This window comes from Dietzia sp. CQ4 (assembly GCF_014145125.1).
GTDB classification, from domain to species: domain Bacteria; phylum Actinomycetota; class Actinomycetes; order Mycobacteriales; family Mycobacteriaceae; genus Dietzia; species Dietzia natronolimnaea.
The window spans coordinates 1-3,153 of the sequence record NZ_JAALDZ010000154.1 but is presented as its reverse complement, the minus strand read 5'-3'; the positions used below and the strand labels follow the sequence as shown (position 1 = coordinate 3,153).

Sequence of the window (3,153 nt, the reverse complement as noted above, 5' to 3'; positions counted from 1 at the left end):
CGGTCGCGGCGCGGGTGGGCCGCGTCGTCTTCGGCGCGTGGGAGCCCCGCACCGGGGCCTGCGGATCGCTCTGGGACGTGGTCCGCGACCGCCGGCTCGTCCACCGCCCCGAGGTCCGCGGCGGGGTGCTCGAGACCGAGTGCGCCGCGCTGCTGGAACAGTTCTTCCGCGCTCGGCGGTAGCGGCGCTCCCGTACGGCGGTGACGGGATCGTGACCATGGTCCGGTGGAGGCCCGGCGCACATCTCCGTACGGTGGATCGGGAGAGGCGCCGGGCACCGGCGCCGCGATCGAGAGGAGCACCACATGGGTGTGGGAGACAAGTTCTCGAACAAGGCCGAGGAGCTCGGCGGCCGCGCCAAGGAGTCGGCCGGCGCCGCGACCGGCGACCGTGACCTCCAGGCCGAGGGCCAGGCGGACCAGGGCAAGGCCGGCATCAAGCAGGGCGCCGAGAAGCTCAAGGACAAGGCCAACGAGGCCGCGAGCAAGCTCACCGGCAACGACAAGGCCTGATTCGCCCCGGCGAGCAGGCGATTTCCGCCTGCGGCCGCTCGTGAAGTAGCCTGATCGGCGGTGGCGTGTCCGAGCGGCCGAAGGTGCAGCACTCGAAATGCTGTGTTGGGTAACCCCCAACCGTGGGTTCAAATCCCACCGCCACCGCCACGGGGAGAGCCCCGGAACTCATCGGAGTTCCGGGGCTCTTCTCATTTCAGGGTTCATCGCACTCCGGGATTCTTCTCACTCCGGGCTCGTCTCACCCCGGGGTTCGTCTTACCCCGGGGTTCGTCTCAGTCCGCGTCGTGACCCGGGAAGACGTCGGCGACGAAGTCCGGCAGGGCGGCGACCGCGCGGAGCGTGGTGATCGCGGAGTCGATCACCGTCTCCTGGGGCAGCCCGGACTCCTCGCCCAGCAGCGCCAGCTCCTCGACACCGGCCAACCAGGCGCGCGTGAGCACCAGGGCCATCGGGCCGGGCCGGGCCACCCCGATGCTGTGGAGGATGCGCAGGCTGATGGTGCGGTGCATGCCGTCCACGACCTGTTCGAGGACCGGGTCCACGGATCTGCCCGACCGCAGGACCGCCACGTAGTTGTCGCGGCGCCGTTGGATGTAGCGCACCAGCGCGGTGATGATCGCACGGGTGCGGTCCTCCGCGCTGGCCCCCTCCGGCACCTCGGTGAGCGACAGGACGTGGTCGGCCGCCGCGTTGACCACCGCCGTGAGGTAGGCCAGCTTGGTGGGGAAGTAGTGGAACAGCAGGCTGCGCGAGACCCCGGCCCGCTCGGCCACGTCGTCCATCGAGAGCGCGTGGAACGGCACCGTCTCCAGGAGCCTCACTCCCAGGACGACCAGTTGGTCGTGGCGCTCGTGTCGGGAGAGCCGTCGACCGCTCGTACCGGGCATCGCTCACCTCGTCGTCGTCGTGTCCTGCCGCCGTCGATTCCCCCCATCGTAGGGCCAGGGCCGGACCCCCGGGCCGTCGTGCCACGATGGGACCCATGTCGGATCACACGCCCCCCGCCCCACGCGCGACCACCTTCGACGTGGGTTCGCGCATGGTCCTCGACGGCACGGCGGGGGGCCGCACCGGCGTCATCCACACCCCGCACGGTGACATCGCGACCCCGGCGTTCGTGCCCGTCGGCACCAAGGCGACCGTCAAGACCCTCACCCCGGAGCAGGTCCGTTCGACCGGCGCGCAGGCCGTCCTGGCCAACGCCTACCACCTGTACCTGCAGCCCGGCCACGACGTGGTGGACGCCGCCGGCGGGCTGGGGGAGTTCATGCGCTGGTCCGGGCCCACCTACACCGACTCCGGGGGCTTCCAGGTGATGAGCCTCGGGGTCGGATTCAAGAAGGTGATCGAGATGTCGGCGGGCGCGGCCGGGGCCCCGGACGACTCCGCCACCAACAAGGGCCAGGGGAGGCTCGCGAAGGTCGACGAGGACGGCGTCACCTTCACCTCGCACCTCGACGGGTCGCCGCACCGCTTCTCCCCGGAGGTGTCGATGCGGATCCAGCACGGTCTGGGGGCCGACATCCTGTTCGCCTTCGACGAGCTCACCACGCTCATGAACACCCGCGAGTACCAGGAGAGGTCGGTCGAGCGCACGCGTCGCTGGGCGCAGCGGTGCCTCGACGAGCACGAACGCCTGTCGGTGGAGCGCGGGCACCGGCCCGGTCAGTCGCTGTGGGGCGTGGTCCAGGGCGCGCAGTTCGAAGACCTGCGGCGGCAGGCCGTGCGCGGGCTCGTGGAGATGAGCGACCGCGCCGAGGAACAGGGGCGCCGCGGGTTCGGCGGCTACGGGATCGGCGGGGCGCTGGAGAAGGAGAACCTCGGCACCATCGTGGGCTGGTGCACCGAGGAACTGCCCGAGGACCGGCCGCGCCACCTGCTGGGGATCAGCGAGCCCGACGACATCTTCACGGCGGTGGAGAACGGGGCCGACACGTTCGACTGTGTCGCGCCCACCCGGCTCGCCCGCCACGGCGGGATCTACACGCTGGACGGGCGGGTCAACGTCACCCGGGCCCAGTTCCGGCACGACCACAACGCGCTCGACCCCGAGGGCCCGTCCGAGGTCTCGCGCGAGTACAGCCGCGCGTACCTCCATCACCTGTTCAAGGCCAAGGAGTTCCTCGGGTCGACCCTGCTCACCCTGCACAACCTGGCGTTCGTGGTGCGGCTGGTCGACGAGGTGCGCGCCGCGATGGACGCCGGGCCCGACGAGTACCTGGCGTACAAGTCCGGGTTCCTGGGGCGGTACTACTCGGCGTAGCACCGCCCGGGTAGGAGGGTCAGCCGTCGAAGTAGATCGAGTGGTGTAGCGAGCAGCCCGGGTTGAACGCCGCCCCGCAGGCCGTGCACCCGTCTGTCCGCAGGTATTCGGCGATGGTCAGCGTGGCCCGGCACACACCACACAGGATCGCCGGGGCGTCGAACTCGACCCGCGGCCACGCCGAGACCGCGTGATCGGCGGCCTCGGCGTGGCAGCGGAAGCACGGGTAGAACTCCCGGCAGCAGTGGAAGCGGATCGCCACCACGTCCAGGGGCCCGCGGTAGTGGACACAGCGGGTCTGGTCGTCGACGGTGGCACCGAGCACGCGCAGCGAGGCGCCGCCGCCACCGACCGCGCCGCCGCCACTCTCGCGGC

The 3,153-nt window shown here is 71.2% G+C and carries 4 protein-coding genes, 1 tRNA gene and 1 pseudogene; 4 read left to right on the top strand and 2 right to left on the bottom strand.

Annotated features, from left to right (window positions below; genetic code table 11):
* From G6031_RS09815 to G6031_RS09805, 3 genes and pseudogenes are all read left to right on the top strand, one after another.
* Positions 1–182: pseudogene (locus tag G6031_RS09815) on the top strand (nucleoside deaminase); the annotation flags it as partial.
* Between the two features lie 123 nt (positions 183–305).
* Positions 306–512, top strand: coding sequence for a CsbD family protein (locus G6031_RS09810; protein WP_017838254.1), 207 nt, complete (start codon positions 306–308; stop codon positions 510–512).
* A gap of 59 nt (positions 513–571) precedes the next feature.
* Positions 572–662: transfer RNA gene (locus tag G6031_RS09805), tRNA-Ser, on the top strand.
* A gap of 125 nt (positions 663–787) precedes the next feature.
* On the opposite strand, the gene G6031_RS09800 is transcribed toward G6031_RS09805, so the two are convergent.
* Positions 788–1,402, bottom strand: a complete 615-nt coding sequence (locus G6031_RS09800; protein ID WP_182653171.1) for a TetR/AcrR family transcriptional regulator — start codon at positions 1,400–1,402, stop codon at positions 788–790.
* 95 nt (positions 1,403–1,497) lie between these two features.
* On the opposite strand from G6031_RS09800, the gene tgt reads away from it, so the two are divergent.
* Entirely contained in the window at positions 1,498–2,778 is a 1,281-nt protein-coding gene (gene tgt / locus G6031_RS09795) for a tRNA guanosine(34) transglycosylase Tgt (RefSeq protein ID WP_182653170.1), read from the top strand.
* Positions 2,779–2,797: 19 nt separating this feature from the next.
* Here the strand turns inward: tgt and G6031_RS09790 are convergent, their stop codons facing one another.
* Positions 2,798–3,109: a CHY zinc finger protein gene (locus G6031_RS09790; RefSeq protein ID WP_187702191.1), complete on the bottom strand. Its 312-nt coding sequence runs from the start codon at positions 3,107–3,109 to the stop codon at positions 2,798–2,800.
* Positions 3,110–3,153 lie beyond the last annotated feature (44 nt).

Bases quoted from the DNA above. Each gene is read 5' to 3' on its own strand.
- G6031_RS09810 (WP_017838254.1), top strand. From the start codon at position 306: ATGGGTGTGGGAGACAAGTTCTCGAACAAGGCCGAGGAGCTCGGCGGC.
- G6031_RS09800 (WP_182653171.1), bottom strand. From the start codon at position 1,402: ATGCCCGGTACGAGCGGTCGACGGCTCTCCCGACACGAGCGCCACGAC.
- tgt (WP_182653170.1), top strand. From the start codon at position 1,498: ATGTCGGATCACACGCCCCCCGCCCCACGCGCGACCACCTTCGACGTG.